The organism is Proteus sp. fly-1013 (genome assembly GCF_040140245.1).
Classification (GTDB): domain Bacteria; phylum Pseudomonadota; class Gammaproteobacteria; order Enterobacterales; family Enterobacteriaceae; genus Proteus; species Proteus mirabilis_B.
On record NZ_JBEEWD010000002.1, the window covers coordinates 577,844 to 598,835 of the forward strand.

18 protein-coding genes are annotated in these 20,992 nt (G+C 38.2%); 7 read left to right on the top strand and 11 right to left on the bottom strand.

Going from position 1 to position 20,992, the window contains the following annotated elements; translation table 11 throughout:
• Nucleotides 1–15 precede the first annotated feature (15 nt).
• Complete coding sequence (epmA, locus tag ABN236_RS06490) at nt 16–993, bottom strand: elongation factor P--(R)-beta-lysine ligase (RefSeq protein WP_349473609.1); 978 nt, start codon at nt 991–993, stop codon at nt 16–18.
• 943 nt (nt 994–1,936) lie between these two features.
• Here epmA and frdA point away from each other — a divergent pair.
• Genes frdA through frdD form a run of 4 tightly spaced genes read left to right on the top strand, consistent with a single transcriptional unit; the run spans nt 1,937 to nt 5,244 of the window.
• The gene (frdA, locus tag ABN236_RS06495; protein WP_088493864.1) at nt 1,937–3,733 is read left to right on the top strand and encodes a fumarate reductase (quinol) flavoprotein subunit; all 1,797 of its coding nucleotides are present in this window, start codon (nt 1,937–1,939) and stop codon (nt 3,731–3,733) included.
• Entirely contained in the window at nt 3,726–4,463 is a 738-nt protein-coding gene (locus ABN236_RS06500) for a succinate dehydrogenase/fumarate reductase iron-sulfur subunit (protein ID WP_075672948.1), read from the top strand. Before frdA ends, ABN236_RS06500 begins: the two co-directional genes overlap by 8 nt.
• A 14-nt stretch (nt 4,464–4,477) precedes the next feature.
• Nucleotides 4,478–4,870 (top strand): fumarate reductase subunit FrdC, encoded by a 393-nt coding sequence (gene frdC, locus ABN236_RS06505; protein ID WP_088493866.1) that lies wholly within the window; start codon nt 4,478–4,480, stop codon nt 4,868–4,870.
• A gap of 14 nt (nt 4,871–4,884) precedes the next feature.
• On the top strand, nt 4,885–5,244 hold the full coding sequence (gene frdD / locus ABN236_RS06510) for a fumarate reductase subunit FrdD (protein WP_088493867.1): 360 nt from the start codon (nt 4,885–4,887) through the stop codon (nt 5,242–5,244).
• 65 nt (nt 5,245–5,309) lie between these two features.
• Here the strand turns inward: frdD and sugE are convergent, their stop codons facing one another.
• The 4 genes from sugE to hydN form a co-directional block, all read right to left on the bottom strand.
• Nucleotides 5,310–5,624 carry a quaternary ammonium compound efflux SMR transporter SugE gene (sugE, locus tag ABN236_RS06515; RefSeq protein ID WP_069368216.1) on the bottom strand — a complete coding sequence of 105 codons (315 nt, stop codon included), beginning with the start codon at nt 5,622–5,624 and terminating at the stop codon, nt 5,310–5,312.
• Between the two features lie 131 nt (nt 5,625–5,755).
• Complete coding sequence (hybG, locus tag ABN236_RS06520; RefSeq protein ID WP_036933156.1) at nt 5,756–6,046, bottom strand: hydrogenase maturation factor HybG; 291 nt, start codon at nt 6,044–6,046, stop codon at nt 5,756–5,758.
• A gap of 8 nt (nt 6,047–6,054) precedes the next feature.
• Entirely contained in the window at nt 6,055–6,396 is a 342-nt protein-coding gene (gene hypA / locus ABN236_RS06525; protein ID WP_088493870.1) for a hydrogenase maturation nickel metallochaperone HypA, read from the bottom strand.
• 72 nt (nt 6,397–6,468) lie between these two features.
• Nucleotides 6,469–7,026 (bottom strand): electron transport protein HydN, encoded by a 558-nt coding sequence (gene hydN / locus ABN236_RS06530; protein ID WP_349473610.1) that lies wholly within the window; start codon nt 7,024–7,026, stop codon nt 6,469–6,471.
• Between the two features lie 417 nt (nt 7,027–7,443).
• Here hydN and ABN236_RS06535 point away from each other — a divergent pair, with 417 nt between their 5' ends.
• The gene (locus tag ABN236_RS06535; RefSeq protein WP_194951738.1) at nt 7,444–9,057 is read left to right on the top strand and encodes a sigma 54-interacting transcriptional regulator; all 1,614 of its coding nucleotides are present in this window, start codon (nt 7,444–7,446) and stop codon (nt 9,055–9,057) included.
• Nucleotides 9,058–9,224: 167 nt separating this feature from the next.
• Nucleotides 9,225–10,112 (top strand): 2OG-Fe dioxygenase family protein, encoded by an 888-nt coding sequence (locus ABN236_RS06540; RefSeq protein WP_349473611.1) that lies wholly within the window; start codon nt 9,225–9,227, stop codon nt 10,110–10,112.
• Nucleotides 10,113–10,132: 20 nt separating this feature from the next.
• On the opposite strand, the gene ABN236_RS06545 is transcribed toward ABN236_RS06540, so the two are convergent.
• The 4 genes from ABN236_RS06545 to fdhF form a co-directional block, all read right to left on the bottom strand.
• Nucleotides 10,133–10,909 carry a MurR/RpiR family transcriptional regulator gene (locus ABN236_RS06545; protein ID WP_088493874.1) on the bottom strand — a complete coding sequence of 259 codons (777 nt, stop codon included), beginning with the start codon at nt 10,907–10,909 and terminating at the stop codon, nt 10,133–10,135.
• Nucleotides 10,910–11,018: 109 nt separating this feature from the next.
• Nucleotides 11,019–12,380, bottom strand: coding sequence for a 6-phospho-alpha-glucosidase (locus ABN236_RS06550; protein ID WP_099660037.1), 1,362 nt, complete (start codon nt 12,378–12,380; stop codon nt 11,019–11,021).
• A gap of 14 nt (nt 12,381–12,394) precedes the next feature.
• Nucleotides 12,395–13,972 (bottom strand): PTS transporter subunit EIIC, encoded by a 1,578-nt coding sequence (locus tag ABN236_RS06555; protein WP_311755423.1) that lies wholly within the window; start codon nt 13,970–13,972, stop codon nt 12,395–12,397.
• Between the two features lie 300 nt (nt 13,973–14,272).
• Nucleotides 14,273–16,417: a formate dehydrogenase subunit alpha gene (fdhF, locus tag ABN236_RS06560; RefSeq protein ID WP_194951734.1), complete on the bottom strand. Its 2,145-nt coding sequence runs from the start codon at nt 16,415–16,417 to the stop codon at nt 14,273–14,275.
• A 531-nt stretch (nt 16,418–16,948) separates the two neighbouring features.
• Between fdhF and eptB the strand changes: the two genes are divergently transcribed.
• Nucleotides 16,949–18,640 carry a kdo(2)-lipid A phosphoethanolamine 7''-transferase gene (gene eptB / locus ABN236_RS06565; RefSeq protein ID WP_349473612.1) on the top strand — a complete coding sequence of 564 codons (1,692 nt, stop codon included), beginning with the start codon at nt 16,949–16,951 and terminating at the stop codon, nt 18,638–18,640.
• An 83-nt stretch (nt 18,641–18,723) separates the two neighbouring features.
• Here eptB and ABN236_RS06570 read toward each other — a convergent pair whose 3' ends face one another.
• Nucleotides 18,724–19,920, bottom strand: coding sequence for a lactate oxidase (locus ABN236_RS06570; RefSeq protein WP_270756858.1), 1,197 nt, complete (start codon nt 19,918–19,920; stop codon nt 18,724–18,726).
• A gap of 122 nt (nt 19,921–20,042) precedes the next feature.
• The gene (ycaC, locus tag ABN236_RS06575) at nt 20,043–20,666 is read right to left on the bottom strand and encodes an isochorismate family cysteine hydrolase YcaC (protein WP_023583682.1); all 624 of its coding nucleotides are present in this window, start codon (nt 20,664–20,666) and stop codon (nt 20,043–20,045) included.
• Nucleotides 20,667–20,992: the final 326 nt, after the last annotated feature.

Genomic DNA, 20,992 nt, shown 5'->3' on the forward strand with positions numbered 1-20,992 from the left:
CATCGATAGATGGACTTATGCCCTGTAAACAGGAAACGCAATTATATTGCTAATATGCTCTAAACCAAGCGCCAACATAATGAGACGATCAACCCCTAAAGCCACACCAGAACACTCTGGCAATCCTGCTTCAAGCGCCGCTAAAAAGCGCTCATCAATAGGTTGCTCTGGTAATCCCATTGCCACTCGCTGACGATTATCACGTTCAAAACGATGGCGTTGTTCTTGTGCATCCGTCAGCTCACGAAATCCATTCGCTAACTCAACACCTTTAAAATAAACTTCAAAACGCTCTGCTACACGATGATCTTCAGAGCTAATTTCAGCTAATGAAGCTTGTGACGCAGGGAAATGATAGATAAAGGTTGGCTTTTCTAAACCGATATGAGGTTCAACCCCAGAAACAAATAGCAACTGAAGTAACGTATCTTTATCTTCTTCAGTATCTGCAATATTTGATAAATCCAGTTTTGCAGCCACTTCACGTAATTTTTCTTTATCAACAGATAAAGGGTCGATATCGAGATAACGCAGGAATGCTTGTTGATAAGAGAGTGACTCTGATGCATCACAATCTAAGACTTCTTGCAGTAGATCATCGACTTCATTCATCAACCGGTACATATCAAAACAAGGGCGATACCACTCTAGCATCGTAAATTCCGGATTATGATATCTACCGGCTTCCTCATTACGGAAGCAACGCCCCATTTGATAAATTGGCCCACTATTTGCGGCTAATAAACGCTTCATGTGGTATTCAGGGCTTGTCATCAAATAAAGTTTTAGCCCTTGAGAAGCACCAGGCCCCACAAATTGGGTTTCAAATGGGTAAAGATGAACATCGGTAACGGTAGCCTGACTCATCATAGGTGTTTCAACTTCTAACACACCACGATCAGCGAAAAAACGCCTAATATTACTGACTATTTTCGCCTTTTTTAGCAAGTTGGCGATTGAGGCGCTTGGCTGCCAATCCGCGATTTCACTCATGAACGAAAAACTCCAACAGAAAACAAAGCATGCAGTTTACTCGCATCCTCTTCAACAGACAAATTTCCCCTAATAAAGAGAGGTTTTATTTTATATTTTTTCACCAATCTTTTCTTTTTTTAAGTAAAAACACATAAGACAAATAAATGTAATTCTACAAAACATCTATTTTTTGGCACTTTTTATCGTTTAAATAAACACCAATTCAAAGTAAGAAACTCAGTGATTTTTCGCTATTTTTATAATAAGAGTTAATTGGAATAATTCTTTTTCTCAATTACAAATAACAATAAACTAACACTATGCTTATATTTAAATAGCCAAATTCATCTAAACTTCAAAGTTAACTTTCTATTTAAATCTACGTATTTTGATTAGTATTAAAAACCTTTAGAAATATTATTAATATTTTATTAACAATTAACAAGACAAACCGATTTGTTTTAGATAAATAGTAAAAAATTTATTTTAAAATTTGGAATGTGTTTTTATTAATTTAAATTAGACTTAAGAAAGATAAAAACATTTACCCTTTAAAATCAACATTTAATAAAAAATCATTGTCATTTTCAATTAAAGTTATCTATACTTTCAAAACAGGTTATTCATTACTATTTATAATTTTCAATTTAGAAAAATATATTCTATTTGATCTTCAAGTTTCTCTGGCAGCTTATTATCAAAACCCAGAATTCTTGGTGTGGATCACACTTTTTTTGCGAAATACGGGAAAACCATCATTCATATCAAATTTCGGTGCCCTACATTTCGTTATACTAAAATTACAGTCAATGATAATAAAGATGTTATCAAGCGCAGTCACAAGGCAGTGAAACAATTTCGTTACGGATAGCTTAAAAAAATAGCATTACAAATTAATAATGTCAGTGAATTGAATTCTAGACAATTATTCCAATTTTCACTTGAACAATGGAGAAGCGCAGTGCAAACCTTTAATGCCGATATAGCGATAATCGGAGCCGGGGGCGCAGGCTTACGAGCAGCAATAGCTGCAGCGGAAGCGAATCCTCAACTGAAAATTGCTCTGATCTCAAAAGTTTACCCAATGCGTAGCCACACCGTGGCAGCAGAAGGCGGATCAGCAGCAGTGACTCAGGCTCACGACTCCTATGATTTCCACTTCAATGATACCGTTTCAGGCGGTGACTGGTTGTGTGAACAGGATGTCGTAGATTACTTCGTTGAGCATTGTCCAACAGAGATGACTCAACTAGAACTCTGGGGCTGTCCTTGGAGCCGTAAAGAAGACGGGTCAGTCAACGTCCGACGTTTTGGTGGGATGAAGATCGAACGGACCTGGTTCGCAGCCGATAAAACCGGCTTCCATATGCTACATACCCTGTTCCAAACATCCTTAAAATATCCACAAATTCAACGTTTCGACGAACATTTCGTTCTCGATATTCTTGTTGATGAAGGTCACGCTCGTGGTCTTGTTGCGATTAATATGATGGAAGGTACGAAAGTTCAAATTCGTGCTAACGCTGTCATTATGGCAACAGGTGGTGCAGGACGCGTTTATCGTTTCAATACCAATGGCGGTATTGTTACTGGTGATGGTATGGGTATCGCTTTACGTCATGGCGTTCCACTGCGTGATATGGAATTTGTTCAATATCACCCAACTGGCCTACCAGGTTCAGGTATCCTGATGACCGAAGGTTGTCGTGGTGAAGGTGGTATTCTGGTTAATAAAGATGGCTATCGTTATCTACAAGATTACGGCCTAGGACCAGAAACCCCATTAGGTAAACCAGAAAATAAATACATGGAATTAGGTCCTCGCGATAAAGTTTCTCAAGCTTTCTGGCATGAGTGGCGCGCAGGCCGTACCATCAAAACACACCGTGGTGACGTTGTTTATCTTGATTTACGTCATCTGGGTGCGAAAAAACTTCATGAACGTCTGCCATTTATTTGTGAACTGGCAAAAGCGTATGTGGGTGTTGACCCAGTTAATGAACCAATCCCTGTTCGTCCTACTGCTCACTACACGATGGGTGGTATCGAAACTAACCAACAAACTGAGACTCGTATTAAAGGTCTGTTTGCGGTGGGTGAATGTTCATCTGTTGGCTTACACGGCGCTAACCGTTTAGGTTCTAACTCACTGGCAGAACTGGTTGTATTCGGTCGTCTTGCAGGTGAAGAAGCGGTTCGTTGTGCACAAGAAGCGGCGCCTGCTAACGCATCAGCATTAGATGCTCGTACTCGTGATATCGAAGATGGCCTGAAAAAACTGATGAACCAAAAAGGTTCTGAAAGCTGGTCACAAATTCGCGATGAAATGGGTGAATCAATGGAAGAAGGTTGCGGTATCTATCGTACACCTGAATTAATGCAAAAAACCGTTGATAAACTGGCTGAATTAAAAGAACGTTTCAAACGCGTTGAAATTAAAGACACCAGTAGCGTCTTTAATACAGATTTACTGTACAAAATTGAGCTTGGCTTTGGTTTAGATGTCGCTGAATGTATGGCTCATTCCGCAATCAATCGTAAAGAGTCTCGTGGTGCACACCAACGTCTTGACGAAGGTTGTACTGAGCGTGATGACGTGAACTTCCTGAAGCATACTCTGGCGTTCTATAACCCAGAAGGTGCCCCTCGTTTAGAATATAGCGATGTGAAGATCACGAAATCTGCTCCTGCTAAACGTGTCTATGGTGGTGAAGCGACTGCACAAGACAAGCAGAATAAGGAGAAAGCGAATGGCTGATGACATGAAGCACATTAAAATGGAAGTCATGCGCTATAACCCAGAAACGGACGAAGCGCCTCATTTCGTCACTTATGATGTTCCTTATGATGAGCAAACCTCATTACTGGACGCATTGGGTTATATTAAAGACAATTTAGCGCCTGATCTTTCTTACCGTTGGTCTTGCCGTATGGCGATTTGTGGCTCTTGCGGCATGATGGTCAACAAAGTGCCTAAATTAGCTTGTAAAACGTTTATTCGTGAATATCCAGACGGTGTAAGAGTTGAAGCACTGGGTAACTTCCCAGTTGAGCGTGACCTTGTTGTCGATATGACCCACTTTATTGAAAGCTTAGAAGCGATTAAACCTTATATCATCGGTAATGATCGTAAGCCTTCAGAAGGGACGAATAAACAGACTCCTGCTCAAATGGCGAAATACCACCAATTCTCTGGTTGTATCAACTGTGGTCTTTGCTATGCAGCATGTCCGCAGTTTGGTCTAAACCCAGAGTTTATTGGCCCAGCAGCGATTACATTAGCTCAACGTTACAACACAGATAGTCGCGACCATGGGGCAAAAGAGCGTATGCCTCAGTTAAATGGTGAGAACGGTGTCTGGTCTTGTACCTTTGTTGGCTACTGTTCTGAAGTCTGTCCAAAACATGTGGATCCTGCTGCCGCTATTCAGCAAGGTAAAGCAGCCAGTGCGCAAGACTTTGTCATTGCGATGCTGAAACCACGTTAAGGAGGAAACAAGACATGACAACAAAACGTAAGCCTTATGTTCGTGGCATGCAACCAAACTGGTGGACGAAACTTGGATTCTATCGTTTCTATATCACCCGTGAAGGAACTTGTCTTCCACAACTTTGGTTCAGTCTGGTTGTACTGTTTGGTGTATTCGCACTGAAAAATGGACCAGAAAGTTGGGCAGGTTTCGTTGGATTCCTGAGCAACCCAATTGTAATGCTGATTAACATTGTGACCCTTATTGCAACGGTCTTCCACTCTGCGACTTGGTTCAAACTTGCACCAAAAGCAGTGGTTATCGTTGTTAAAGATGAAAAAATGCCACAAGAACCTATCGTTCGTGGTTTCTGGGGTGTCACTATCGTTGTTACTGCCGCTATTCTGGCAGTGGCGTTAATTTAACCCAGGAGGAAATAATGAATCAGAATCAACTTCCTAAGCGCTCTGATGAACCTATTTTCTGGGGATTATTTGGTGCAGGTGGTATGTGGAGTGCGATTGTTTCTCCAGCAATCATCATCCTGCTCGGTATCCTAATCCCTATGGGTATTGCGCCAGAAGCATTTACTTACGAACGTATTATGGCATTTAGCCAAAGCATCATTGGTCGTCTGTTCTTACTGCTAATGATTGTTCTACCAGTTTGGTGTGCATTACACCGTATTCACCATACTCTGCACGATTTTAAAGTGCATGTACCTGCAAGCAAATGGGTATTTTATGGTGGTGCAGCAATTATCAGCGTTATCGCTATCATTGGTGTATTTACACTGTAATTGATTAATACGTAAGATAAAAAGCCACTCAATTGAGTGGCTTTTTTATGGAAAACTGATGATAATCAACTCGCTAACTTCAGTCCAATAATACCGAAAATAATCATGGCTAAACTGAGTAAACGATAGATATTCGCAGACTCACCAAAGACCAAAATACCAAAGATTGCGGTACCCACTGCACCAATACCCGTCCAAATTGCGTAAGCTGTACCCGCAGGTAAGCCTTTCATGGCATAAGACAACATCCCCATGCTCACAACCATAGCACTAATGGTAATAATACTGGGTGTTAGGCGCGTAAAACCGTGTGTGTACTTAAGACCAACAGCCCAAACGATCTCTAATAAACCCGCGATAAAAAGAATAATCCAAGACATAACTTCCCCTACTCGATAAGTTGGGGTCGTCCCCTGAATACAAAGACAAAAAGCTGGGTCGTCCCAGCTTTCGAAAGATGAAGGTCAAGTATAAGAAAAAGAAATTAATCGTGCAATAGTACAAAACTAACTCAGTTTTTCTTCGGCGCGCCCTCTTCACCATAAAGAAAAGCAGAGACATCATCTTCCACTTCGCCCATTGCCATCAAAGCATCCAGAGTCTCTTTTGCTTCTTCCTCGTTGACAATACTCATGGCAAAACCAACATGCACCAGCACCCATTTGCCAATCATCGTATGAGGCTCACCTTCGCAGACTAGCGCAATATTCACTTCTCGTTTAACGCCACAAACATCGACCATCGCATTTTCAGTGATTGTTTTTCCAACTTCAACAACCTGACCTGGAATACCAAGACACATAACAACCCCTATTCGATCTCTATTTGCTTTATTCGCATTGCATCGTCATTTTCAACGCGCATATTCTGACTACCACAAGATGGGCAACCTGCATTAAAGGTTGAAACAGTGACAACTTGATGACAATCCCAACACCATGCTTTTGCGGGGATAACCTCAATATGTAATTCACAGCCTTGGGCAAGGGTGTCTCTGCAAACAATATCAAAGCAAAATTCAAGTGCGCTGACTTCAACACAAGATAATGCGCCAATTTCCATCCATACGCTTTTTACTTTTTTTGCATTATTTAATTTAGCTTGAGAATCTATTATCTCAAATGCGCTCTGGCAAAGCGTGATTTCATGCATGTCGATACCTTATTGAAGCAGGATAAATAATAGCAACTATAGTATCAGTACATAGTTGCTTTATTATTGATCTTAGAACAACAATTCAGCACCGGTGTCAAAAGCAGCTTTACGACGACGCTCTTTAACCATTTCTTCAAGTACATCTCTATCAATACACACTAAAGCGTGAGTTGGGCAGACTTCAATACATGCAGGGCCCGCTTCACGGTGGTGACATAAATCACATTTGTTTGCTTCTGCTTTAAATGCTTCAATCGCATTAAGTGCAGTTGATTTGCGCATAACAGGACGAGAAACCACTTCCATCGTGCCATAAGGACAAGCTAGTACACAGGTTTTACAGCCGATACATTTTTCCTGATCGACATAGTAATAATCTTTGTTATGAATAATAGCGCCATTTGGGCACACATTGGCACAAGGGGCATCTTCACATTGGTGACAAACAACTGCTGTACTGATTGAGAATCCTTTGATCACATGAATTCTAGGTTGGAAATTTTGCTCACTAATTTGGTCAATGGCTAAATTATCTTGGTCTGCTTGCTGATGTGACACAACACAAGCCACTTCACAAGTATGGCAACCAATACATTTTTTAGGGTCTGCAATGATGAAACGGTTCATCATATTCTCCTGCTTTTTGTTATATATAGCTGTTATATATAGCCGTTATATATGGCGATAAATGCAACGCGTTATTCTAATTAAGAGTAATAATTAGAGTATCAATAGAATGAATCTAGCACGGTTCATGCCAATATATTTTTGATGTAACTATTCCTTATTTTTCAATTAAATAATTTTCAAATAAAAATGATTATTAATTAATAAATAAGTCACTTCGTCAAATTATTCGACAATTTTGACGATAAAATAAATCGCTATATATTTAATTATATAGTGATTTGATACGTTTATATTCTTAAGTTTCATTACATATACAAAAATAGCGGGTTGGATCAAAAATGATTCAGTCATTGATATAAATTTATTATAAACCTACTACAATATAGCTAATTTTTTAGGGCAATCGGTGGTGTCATGAAATTAAGCAGTAACAATGCTGAAACTATGGAGAGCCTTCGTAATGAGCGTAACCAATATCGAATATTGGTTGATATCACAAATTCTGTATTAGCTCATCTAGACATGGATGGTCTTATTTCTGAAGTCTCTAAAGAAATACATCGTTTTTTTGGACTGAACCATATTAGTCTTATGTTATGCCGTACCTCATCACAAAATAGTCATGAAGGTATTCTTTATTCTAGTCGTTATCAGACTGGGAAATCTGTCATTCGTCAACAACGTAAATTTAGTAGCGCGAATAACAAAGCCGAAGAAATTATTAATCAGAATAAACCTGTCTTAATTGATATTAATAAAGAAGATCAGGAAGATGTTTTGATTAAGCGTCTAGTTAAGCAAAATATGCAGACGGCTTTGTTATTGCCACTGGCTTTTAATCATAAACCTCTCGGTTTATTAATTTTAGCGCATGAAATAGGAAGTGTTTTTACTAACGATACTTGCCAATTGCTTCAACAAATTGCGGCACGTATTGGTATTGCCATTGAAAATGCCGCCGCTTATGAAGAGATAACGCACTTAAAAGATAGTTTAAAGAATGAAAATATTTGGCTTAATGAACAGATAGATAATAATGCATGCTTTAGTGAGATTATTTATCAAAGCGATGCTATGCATAATGTGCTCGAACAAATTGAGTTAGTGGCACAAAGTGATAGTACCGTTCTTATATTAGGTGAAACGGGTACTGGTAAAGAATTAATTGCACGCGCTATTCATCGTCTAAGTCAGCGAAAAAATAAGACGATGATAAAAATGAACTGTGCAGCAGTACCTTCTGGTCTTTTAGAAAGCGATCTCTTTGGTCACGATAAAGGTGCATTTACAGGTGCAACAAATACGCATATTGGTCGATTTGAAATGGCGGATAAAAGCACGCTATTTTTAGATGAAATTGGTGATATGCCCATTGAATTACAACCTAAATTGCTTCGTGTACTTCAAGAGCGTGAAATAGAAAGATTAGGTGGTAATAAAGTTATTCCTGTGGATGTTAGACTTATCGCGGCAACCAATAAAGATCTCCATGATTTAACGGATGAAGGTGAATTTAGAGAAGATCTTTATTATCGCCTTAATGTTTTTCCTATTATTATTCCTCCCCTAAGAGAGCGACCTGAAGATATTCCGCTTTTAGCAAAACATTTCACGCAAAAAATTGCGCGAAGAATGGATAGAAAAATAGATTGTATTCCAGCTAATGCATTGGAACAATTAACACTTTATCCATGGCCGGGTAATGTTCGTGAACTTGAAAATATTATTGAACGCGCAGTTATTTTAACGCGAGGATCAACATTAAATCTTCAGTTAAAAGAGCTTCATATTAATAAGCCCTCTCGTTTAAAACAGGTGCTATCTCAACCTTCATCTATTGAAAAGCGTATGCAAACTAATGCGCCAGAAAGTGATGATGAGGAGCGAGAAAGGATAATTCAAGCATTGAGAGAAACCAATGGTGTGGTTGCTGGTGCTAGAGGCGCTGCTTTAAAATTAGGATTAAAAAGAACAACGTTATTATCACGGATGCAACGTTTAGGCATTTCAATTCCAGAAATACTTTAATTCTGAAATAATTACTTATTTAAAAAGAGTGTAATAAATTAATTACACTCTTTTTTTTCATCTATTTGAAACTTATTAATCTCTATCTATAATCTAGTTGATTATATTTTATTAGTTATTCCTCTAATTAATTATTAATAATATAAACCATCAATGGAGCATATTATATGAATAGCCTGCTTATAAATAAAATTAGTGAAATAAGAAAAGAATACAAAAATAATAAATATGTTTTTATTCCTCAAGATATTGTCATTGATTTAATAAAACAATTAGGTGCTGAAGAAAAAGATATTAATGCACTAATGGAATATGGTGACTATTTAGCACAAGATCCAACGCTTTCATTTCGTCACTCTCGAACTGGACGCTACCTTTTTGATAATGATATAGCAACGATCTCCAGACTAGAGTATCAACCTTTTTTGCTCACTGAAGAAGATGGATTTATTCGTGAAGATAGTGGCGCTCAACGGCATTTTAGAGCGCTTGATGATCGCTGGCAGAGCAATACAGCTTATCAAGCGTTATTAAAATTAAAAATGCTATTAATTCAGGGTAATACATTTACACCACGTCACTTAACAGATCAAAATTCGCCTAAATCAATATCTACTGTTTTCCATTTAAGGTTAATTGCCCAACCAGATTCTTTAAGTGAACTTTCAATTGAAGGAGTTCATAAAGATGGCGTTGATCACACCATGATTGTGATGATGAATAAGAATAACGTTAAAGATAATACAGGGGCTTTACGTGTTCATTCACCGAAAGAAGCCATAGGAACACCTTGGCAAGAAATTAACCCTGAAAATGTGCTTTATGAACACAATAATGCGCAATATCTTGATGTTCTATTAATTGCAGATAATGAATTAAATCATAGCGGTACACCTATTTTTACTCATGATAATAAAAATCAGGCTTACCAAGATTTTATCGTTTTGTTATCTCGCTATCCAACCGTTGATTCTCACCCATCACATAAATTTGATTCGATGAATTCACATCCTGACTTACCTTTAACGCTTTATTTAAATCAGTCAGTCGCTTAATTAAAGCATCATCGCATAAATTAAAATCGTTGAGCTCGGCTGAGTAATAAATCAATCATCAAGACAAGGTTTGATTCAAAAGACGAGCTCTCGATAGTGTCACAATGATAATTCACTGCATCGTCATAAATGGGGAAATGAATATCAGCAAGTTCAGCCAACGGATTGGCACTTGCTCGAGTAAAGGCAACAATCTTCATACCAATACTTTTGGCTATTCTCGCCTTTTCAACAACTTGTTCTGTCTCTCCGCTACGAGATATCGCAATAAAAACCGTATAGCGTGACGCATTATTAATAAAGATATTCTTACTGTCACTCAGTCCAGAAAGAAAAGCATCTTTACCAATCAACTGTAACCGCTTACTGATATATTCTGAAAATATATGAGAAAAACCTGCACCATAAATAAAAAATGAGTTCTTACTGTTAATTAAATCAGCAAAAGCTTGTCTTCGTTCATCTGAAATTAAGGTGAAAGTTTTTAAATAGTTCGCCAAAAACTGATCAAAAAGAGGCTCTGCTACCTCATTTTCATCACTTTTCAGTTGATGGGATTTTTCAGCCGTAGATAACAACTGTTTGCAGTAATACACCAGCTCACTATAACCAGAAAAACCTAATTTCTGGCAAAGACGCATAATAGTGGTTGTCGAAACAAAATTGGCTTGTGCAAGTTCTCTAATGGTCAGCTTGCCGACTTGTGTCGGATTATCAATTAGATAGGAAAGGATGCGATATTCTGCACGGGTTAATTCTGCTGCTCTTGATAGTAAAGATGATAATCGTGCCGACATACCTGTTACCTTAATTGATACATCGTCCTTACCAACATAAAAGGAAAATGCTGTTCTGGTGATAGAACAGCATTCTTATTCAATTACTCATTAACAGCAAGTCTTGAGATCAAACACGCTTACCATTTACATAAGCTTTACGTAATTCAGGCCAATACTCACGATTTGCTTCAATCATATCATCGAGGATCTTCTTAGCGTGGATCACACTTGGCACTGTTTTATTCAGTGTGAACGCCTCAAGTGCTTTCTCGTAGCTACCTTCAAGGGTTGCTTCCACTAACAATTGCTCTGATGCCAATTGTTGCTCTAACAAAGTACGATGGAAACGCGGGATGTCGCCAACACGAATAGGCTCTGGTCCGTGAGAAGTGATATATGCTGGCACTTCGACCATTGCATCATAAGGTAAATCTGCAATCGCACCTTTATTTTCAACAATCACTAAATGGCGCTGACGTAAATCAAAGGCTAAAGAACATGCCACATCAACAATAAAGGCACCATGAACGCCAACGTGGAAAGCATCAGGTAAAATACCGGTCTCTTTGTATTCACGCGCAGCTTCAAATAAGCGTTTTTCACGACCATCCATCACTTCATTCGCACGGGTGTAATCTGGATCTTGATGCTCAACGATATAATTTGGCATCAAGTAATACTGCAAATATGGGTTTGGAATATATTCAGGGAATGCTTCCATTAATGGCTGAATATGACGCCATGTTTTCACCCATGATGGATCAGAGTGTTGTGGATCAGTTTGAGCTGCATCTTCAGTTAAAAGACCAAATTTAGCGATATGTTCACGTAATTCAGGCAGTTTCTCTTCACCTTTTACACGTACAGAAGTGAACCAACCAAAGTGATTTAGACCAAAATAATCCACATCTAAATCATGGCGATCAACGTTTAATACGGCTGCCATATTACGCATCGCCGCAACAGGCATATCACAGATATTCAATACTCGAGCATTAGGACGTAAACGACGTACACCTTCAGCAACAATCGCCGCTGGGTTTGAATAGTTTACAATCCATGCTTTAGGAGAGGCATATTCCTCAACTAAATCAATTAATTCAACCATAGGTAAAATAGTACGTAAACCGTAAGCAAGCCCGCCAGGTCCACAGGTTTCTTGCCCTACAACACCATGACGTAATGGAATTTTTTCATCCTGCTCACGCATTTTGTATTGACCCACACGCATTTGAGCAAACACAAAATGAGCACCATCAAATGCCGTTTTTGCATCCGTTGTCACCGTAAATTTAATGGTATCACTATGATCACGGATCACTTTTTCAACGACAGGGGCGATGGTATCTTGGCGCTCTTGATCGATGTCGTATAAACGAATTTCACTTAGTGGGAAATCCTCTAAACGTACCATTAAGCTTTTAACAATTCCCGGTGTATAGGTGCTTCCGCCGCCTGCAATACTTAAGATAAAGGGTGATTTAGTCATCTTTCTTTCTCCTATTAAAGTGCGGCTTCGACCGCTTCACGCATTTTTTTCACATGTAATCCATAAACCACTTGAACATTATTACCGTGGCGCACAACACCTTTAGCACCGGTTTTCTTCAAGATATCTTCATGAATTGCATCGACATTTTTAACAATGACTCTTAAGCGGGTATAACAATTATCAACCACTTCAATATTGTCACGTCCACCGAGTCCTTCAATAATCTCTTCACCTAACTCATTGATAGTTTGAGTGGTTTCTTCAGAGGCAGTGACTGCTTCTGCTTTTTTCTTGTAATCTTCTTTGCTGTATAAACGCGTCTCTTCATCATCATCTTCACGGCCTGGTGTTTTAAGATTAAGTTTTAAAATCAAGGTTCTAAAGATAACGAAATAGAGAACTGACATAATCAAACCCACCACGATATACATAGGCCAATTTGATTTTTCAGTGCCTAACGGCAGGTTATATAGAATGAAATCAATGACACCGTTCGCACCAATCGCATGAACACCTAATAGGTAGAACAGCATCATGCCAATACCGGTTAATACGGCGTGAACTAAAAACAAAACAGGGGCAACAAATAGGAAGGAAAACTCAAGAGGCTCTGTTACACCAAGTAAGAAAGAGGTCGCAGCCGCAGGAATTAAAATCGCCTTCGCCATCTGCTTTTTCTCTTTTTTAGCCACAGAGATCATGGCAGCTGCTGCGGCAGTTAAGCCGAACATTTTAGCAATACCGCGCGCGTCCCAAATCACAGTGCTGCTGAGTTGTTTAACTTCAGGGCACGCCATTTCAGCAAAGTAGATATTTCTTGCACCTTGGTAAGTTGTACCGCAAACATCAGCAACACCGCCTAGTTCGGTATACAAGAATGGGGTATAGACTAAATGGTGTAATCCAGTTGGGATAAGAATACGTTCTAAGAATCCATAAATCAGTGCACCAAAAGCACCAGAATCATGAATAACAAGTGCCATCTTAGTAATACCTGCCTGAGCAAAAGGCCAGACTTCACACATTAAAACAGCAAGTGCAATGGTGAATGGAATAGCAATAATGGCGACAAAACAGTGACCAGAGTAGATAGCCATAATGCCGTTAAACTGACGACCTGAGTAACGATTATAAAGCCACCCTGATATTGCCCCAGTTAAAATACCGGCAAATACGCCCATCTCTAGGACTTGGACGCCTAATACCATGCCTTGACCAGCAGCTCGCATCTCTTCTGCGCTAACCAGTTTACCTTGTAGTGTTAGCGTAATATTCATGGCATTCGTGAAAATAACAAACACCACTAGGCCAATTAAACCAGCGTAGCCTTTGTCTTTTTTCGCTAAACCAACGGGAATACCCACAGCAAAGATCAGTGCTAAATTGATTAAAATAGCAACAGATGATTTTGCGAGTAATTGCCCAATACTTTGAATAACCGGGTGATTTAAAAACGGAATATATTCCGCAAGATTGCCATTGCCAAAGACATTACCTAAAGCGATATATAAACCGACAATAGGCAATATCAAGACTGGCCCATATAAGGATTTACCAAACGCTTGTAGGGCATTAATGAGTTTTTTCATACGGTATCTCGTTGTTGTTTTCTTACACTCATTTCCATGACAGCATCCTGCGCTGGCATTAAATAAAAAGCAATTTATCCACTTGATTTAGAAACGGATTACGTTAAAAGTAACATGTTACTTTTTTTATTGTGAGCCAACTCATGGTGAATATTCAGACAAAAGTTTAGTGATTTTTCGACGATAAGCAGAAGAGAAAAAGTCCAGACAACAATAAAAAATCATAAAAAAACCGAGCTTACTAACACAAGGTTAATAAACTCGGTCTTAAGGCAGAAAAACAATACTAATTAGGTCAGATTAGCCCTCGGCGGCTTCTCTTAAACGACGTTTAATATTGCTATATTCCGTTTTCACATAGTGTTCTGCCTGAGCCTGTTCCTTGATTGGCTCAACACATACTGCACAATATTTATACTCAGGTGTTTTAGTAATTGGGCTTAAGTTTTCTGCAACGAGTTCGTTACAAGCACCAATCCACCACTGGTAAGTCATATATACCGCGCCTTTATTTGGTCTATCACTGACCGCAGCACGCGTAATCACTTTACCTTGACGAGAGCGTATCCAAACTAACTCTTGATCTTTAATACCCAGTTGTTTGGCATCTTCAGTATTTAACTGAACATAACCTGGCTCATCTGCTAATGCTGCCAATGCTTTACAGTTACCTGTCATTGAACGGCAAGAGTAGTGCCCAACTTCACGGACTGTTGCCAGTACCATTGGGAATTCATCAGACAGTTTGTCAATTGGTGGTGCCCACTCACAAGTAAAGAATTGACCTTTACCGTTAGGGGTATCAAATTTACCGCCTTCGTACAGATATTGTGTACCTGGGCTATCTTCTGTTGGGCAAGGCCATTGAATATAAGCCAAGTCCGCCATTTTTTCGTAAGTCGCACCATAATAAATTGGGCATAACTCACGCAACTCATCCCAAATTTCTTTGGTATTGTTGTAATGCATTGGATAACCCATTGCTGTTGCCATCAGACTGATGATTTGCCAGTCTGTTTTCACATCACCAACAGGTTCAACCGCTTTATAGAAACGTTGGAAGCCACGGTCTGCCGCAGTATAAACACCTTCATGCTCACCCCATGATGTTGCAGGGAAAATAACGTCAGCAATCGCTGCTGTTTTGGTCATAAAGATATCTTGTACTATCAGTAGATCCAGTTTTTCAAACGTTCTACGGATGGTTGCTAAATCAGGCTCAGTTTGCAGTGGATCTTCACCCATTACATAGTGAGCTTTTAATAAGCCGTGATCGATATTATGAGGGACTTCACTTAACGCATAGCCCACTTCATCAGGCATGGATTCAATGCCCCAGAATTTAGCAAATTTCTCACGCGCTTTTTCGTCAGTAACGTACTGATAACCCGGCAGTGTATTAGGTAATGCACCCATATCACACGCACCTTGTACGTTATTTTGACCACGAACAGGGCCAACACCGACATATTTTTTACCTAAATTACCGGTTAATAATGCCAAGCTAGTCAGTGAACGAACAGTTTCAACACCTTGGTAGAACTGAGTGACACCCATTCCCCAAAGAATTGTTGCTGTTTCTGCTTTTGCGTACATACGCGCAGCTTCACGAATAATTTGAGCACTTAAACCTGTTGTTTCTTCAACTGATTCAGGTGTATAGCTTTCAACTAATTTACAATATTCTTCAAATTGCTCGGTGTGATTTTCAATAAAGGATTTATCATGCAATCCTTCTTCAATAATCACATGCGCAATTGCATTTAATAGCGCAATGTTAGAGCCATTTTTTAAGCCTAAGTGTAAATCGGCTAAACGTGCTGTTTCGATGTAACGAGGGTCACATACAATAATTTTGGCACCCTTTTCTTTCGCCTTAACAATACGGCGAGCAACAATAGGATGCGAGTCTGCGGCGTTATAACCGAAGACAAATAGACATTTGGTATCCTCAATCTCAACGATTGAGTTGCTCATAGCACCATTACCGACCGAACGCTGCAGACCTGCAACCGAAGGGCCGTGTCAGACACGAGCACAGCAGTCTATATTATTATTTCCGATAACCGCACGAGCAAATTTCTGCATAACGAAGTTAGCTTCGTTACCTGGGCCTCGTGAAGAGCCGGTTGTCATAATAGATTTAGCACCGTATTTCTCTTTGATAGCAAGAAGTTTGCTACTCGCAAACTCAATCGCTTCTTCCCAAGAAACCGATTCTAATTTTCCGCCTCTTTCACGACGGATCATAGGTGTTTTAAGACGTGGAGTCAGTATCTTAGTATCATGGATAAAATCCCATCCATAATACCCTTTCAGACACAGCTCACCTTGGTTTGTTAAACCATTGGCTCCTTCAGCGCCAATGATTTTACCGTTTTCCACCTTCAGGTAGATTTTGCATCCTGAGGCGCAATACGGACAGACCGTGATGACTTTTTTCATCAACATTGCTCCTGTGTTCATCAACTTTCAGGTTATTACCTGATTCTCTCCTCTATCTATGCAGAGAGTGTGCCAAATAAGCACGCTTTTTTACTTTTCTACAACGCAATGAAAAATAAAGAAAAATAAAAAACATTGAGTGAGTAAGAAAACAATGAAAACTAAAACAATAGGAAGTGCTCGACACTAATGACGATATTTATGTCGATTTGTGTTTCTATCAAAATTCGTTATAAATTAAGACTTATAACGTAATTATACTTGTTCATTTCATCTGAGAAATCAAAATAATAAATACGCTTTCTTATCTGCCTTTATCAGAGTCTTACCGTATATAATGATGACAACCTGCTAATATTTCTATCAATATTCCTATCTACTAGAACTATTTAAAATTAATAATTTTGATATTAATGCTATTCAAATAAAAAATTTTTAAACTTCAATAAAAAAAAGCACATAATACTGAACCTGAAAATAACTTCGCGGTCTTAAAGACCTCTACACCATACATTTTGATAATAATTGAACATGCAAAAATTAAAGTTTTTAAGGTTTTCGAAAGAAAACATTGCCCTTTTTTTAGCTGTCTACCTTGGTTTTTTTCTTAATCTTTCCGTTTACATTGGCCGATACGGCACACAGAATACAAACAACCCCCTCATTGATGCATTATATATTCTAGGTGAAATTGCCGTTAATATTGCCTTTACCTTCTTTCTATTACGACTACTCTCTTTCTTCGGCACTCTCTTCTTTAAAATAGTAGCCTCCTTTATTCTCGTCGTGAGTGTTTGTGCTAGTTACTATATTTCTTTTTATGACGTTGTCATTGGATACGGCATTATCATTTCAACACTCACTACCGATACGGATTTATCTAAAGAGCTAGTTAGCCCAAATGTCATTATTTGGATTATTGGTTTGTCTGTTTTGCCATTGGCGCTTATTTGGCTATGTAAAAAACCAGAGAAAAATCTAACGACTCAACAAAAGAAAAAAATCTGGATAAAAAACACTGCCAAAATGCTGGTGATTGCGCTGGCTGTTTTTGCCTATTTGAAAACACTCGATTCAAGACAAAAAGCCTATGAAATAAAAAATAATTTGGATTTGCCAAGTTATAGTGGTGGCTTAAGTTATGCTTATTTACCTACAAATTGGATTATTCCATTATTCCAATATGCAATAACGCAATATGACGATACGTTTAATAACCAGAATATTTTTAATCCTGCCGATCACTTCACTTATCAGCCCTCAAAGGCTAATGAAGATGTATATGTCGTCTTTATTATTGGTGAAACAGCAAGATGGGATCATATGGGATTGTTAGGATATGAACGTCAAACGAATCCTCTTTTAAGCCAAGAGAAAAACCTCGTAGCCTTTAAAGGTATTTCTTGCGATACCGCAACAAAGCTCTCTTTAAAATGTATGTTTGTACGAGAAGACGGAACAGAAAGTAACGATCAGCGGACATTAAAAGAGAACAATATTTTCTCAGTATTAAGCCAACTAGGTATGTCATCAGAACTCTTTTCAATGCAAAGCGAATTGTGGTTTTACAATAAGCTTGATTTAGATAACTACGCAATGAAAGAGATGATGACCGCCAAAAACAGCAACTTTGGTAAAGAGCTTGATGATACTTTATTAATTGCTGAAACAGCGAATGCGGTTTCTCAGCATCCAAAGGGAAATCATTTAGTGATTTTACATACTAAAGGCTCCCACTTTATGTATTCACAGCGTTACCCGGAATCATTCAAAAAATACCAACCTGAATGTTTAAATGTGGATGATGAGTGTACTAAAGAGCAGTTAGTAAATGCTTATGACAACTCTATTCTTTATACCGACTATTTTATTGATGGCATACTCGACACATTACGCGATAAAAAAGCCATTGTTTTTTATACCTCTGACCATGGTGAATCTATTTCAGAGAAAGGTGGTTTACACGGAACACCAAAAGAAATTGCACCACCAGAACAATTTAAAGTACCTTTCTTAGTTTGGATGTCGGATAGTTATTTAGCAGAGCCTGAAAATAAGCAATTATTTGATAACCTAAAACGTAATCAAGATGCAGAGCGCACGTTCTATCATCATAATATTTTTGATTCGATGTTAGGTTGCTTGGGTTATTCCTCTCCAGATGGCGGTATTAATAATCAAAATAATCTCTGTTTTGGTGAAGCACCATCAACCCAAAATTAAATTTTTGTAATAACCAATAGACAAAACCCCATGCTCAATATCAAGCATGGGATTTTTTATTATTCTTAACTTAAATAAACTAATTATTGATTAAAACTGGCATCAGTATAAAGTTGAGTGGCTTGAATATCTTTTACTGTTTTCGCCCCGCCTAACATCATATTAATTTTTAATTCTTTATTTAAATGTTGGATAACTGAATTTACACCTTCAGCGCCCCCTAAATTTAATCCATAAAGAATTGGACGACCAACAGCGACAACATCTGCACCACTGGCTAATGCTTTAAAGACATGTGAGCCACGACGTACACCACTATCAAAAACGATAGGAACACGTTTATTTACCACTTTAGCAATTGCAGGTAAGACATCAATCGTTGCTGGTGCACTGTCTAATTGACGACCACCGTGGTTAGAAACCCAAATAGCATCTGCGCCTGCTTTAATTGCCATATCTGCGTCTTCAGGTGATTCGATACCTTTTACAATCACAGGTAAACCAGACATTTTTTTCACATACTGAATATCTGCTGGTGTGAAGGCTTGTTTAGCTTGAGCATAAATTTCGCTAATACCCGCACCTTTACCTGTCTTAGATTTATCATCGCTAATTTTTGCAAATGCTTCTAAGTTGGCAAAACCTAGTGGGAACTGGAAGCTATTTTTAATATCATCTTCACGATAACCACCGACAGGTGAATCAACAGTTAAAATGATACCTTTAGCGCCATACTGTTTTGCTTGAGATAAAATATACTCGTTAAAGGCATCATTTTTACTCATATACAACTGGAAGAAGAAAGGATAACCCGGTTGAGCATCTGCCACTTCTTTAATGGTTTTATTACCATAAGTACTTAATGAAAAAATAGAGCCTGCTTTTGCCATACCTTTTGCTGTGGCGACTTCGCCTTGTTGATGTGCAAGCCCTTGAGCTGCCATCGGTGCCTGAATAATAGGCGTATCTAATTTAATACCCAAAAATTCTGTTTTTAAATCTAAGTCAGAAAATTCGATGCCTTGTAATGAACGAGGCATAATATATTTTTTATCAAATGCCGTTGTGTTTGAACGTAAATTATTTTCGTCTTCAGCACCACCACGAATATAACCGAAAGCCCCTTTGTCCATATTCGCTTGAACTTGTGCTTCCATCGCTTTTAAGTTAACTATTTTTATTGGGCCTTCTGCGGTACTTGCTTTATATTCAGCTGCTTGTGCAACACCCACACTTAATGCCATCGCAATAGCAGTGGTTTTTAATATTTTACTTTTCATTTTAGATCCATTTATTAATTAAGGGCTTATATCTATAATTTAATAAACTCAAAATTCAATTAAACTATATTTATCGAAAAATAATATAAGCCCTATTTTTAGATAAAACTTAAATTAACCGCTTACTTTTTTGTTAAAGTATTATAGCTTGTCATAAGATTACGATAATCTGGAATATGATTTGCAAAGAGCGTACCTAATCCTTCGACATCATTACGCCAATCACGGTGTAATTCACAAGCTAAACCAAACCAGTTAATTAATTGTGCCCCTGCTTTTGACATTCTATCCCATGCAGAGTCACGAGAAATGGCATTAAAAGTTCCTGAAGCATCGGTTACCACGAAGACTTCAAAACCTTCTTCAAGTGCAGATAATGCAGGGAATGCGACACAAACCTCAGTCACGACACCCGCAATAATCAGTTGTTTTTTACCTGTTGCTTTAACCGCTTTGACGAAGTCTTCATTATCCCACGCGTTGATTTGACCAGGACGTGCAATATAAGGCGCATCTGGAAACATTTCAACAAGTTGAGGCATTAGAGGACCATTAGGGCCATCTTCAAAAGAGGTGGTCAGAATGGTAGGTAAATTAAAGTATTTAGCGGCGTTAGCTAATGCTAATACATTATTATTGAATTTATCAGGCTCGATATCTCTGACTAAAGAAAGTAACCCAGCTTGATGGTCTACCAACAGAACAGCAGCATTATTTTTATCGATACGATGATATTTAAAACTCATAATAATCTCCGATAGTATAATAGAGGTAAGACTCAATTAAATCATAGCACCAAATTTATATGACAATACTCAGAACCTTTTAAATTTACATTTGAATGTATTTATTAATAATAAATAATCGATTGTAAATTTTTAAATTTAATTAAATATCACGATATTTAATTAACTGCTTATTTGCTTATATAAATTTATTCGTTTTGTTGAAAAGAATTATAAGTACAATCTTTCTTAAATGAATCTAAAGATTATTGTTTTAACCATTCAAAAATTTTGTTGATGTTTTAGAAGAGGAAAAAGAGATAAAAAAAACCCCCGCGGGCGGGGGT